The sequence below is a fragment of the Mesorhizobium sp. M2E.F.Ca.ET.209.01.1.1 genome, from assembly GCF_004010375.2.
Taxonomy (GTDB): Bacteria; Pseudomonadota; Alphaproteobacteria; order Rhizobiales; family Rhizobiaceae; genus Mesorhizobium.
On sequence record NZ_SADP02000977.1, the window covers coordinates 1 to 304 of the forward strand.

The following is a 304-nucleotide window of genomic DNA, read 5'->3' on the forward strand; positions in this document are numbered from 1 at the left end:
CGCCGGAGGCCGGGCCTATGGCTATCGACCTATCTTGGGTCGCCCTGGCGAACTTGAAGTCGTCGAACGGGAGGCGGAAGTTGTCCGGCGCATTTTTGACGCCTACTCTGCCGGTCGAACCCCACGAGACCTAGCTGGCGACCTCAATCGCGATGGGATAGCGCCGTCCCGAGGGACACGCTGTAATGGCTCCACCATCAACGTAAATGCCCAACGAGGGGTGGGTCTGCTCTTTAACGAACTTTACGTTGGTCGGATCATTTGGAACAAGGTCCGAATGGTGAAGAACCCCGATACTGGCAAG

At 58.2% G+C, this 304-nt stretch carries 1 protein-coding gene; it reads left to right on the forward strand.

What is annotated here, in order from left to right:
- Positions 1-34 precede the first annotated feature (34 nt).
- The coding region (locus tag EN852_RS38745) for a recombinase family protein (RefSeq protein ID WP_348643558.1) at positions 35-304 on the forward strand (270 nt) is incomplete at its 3' end.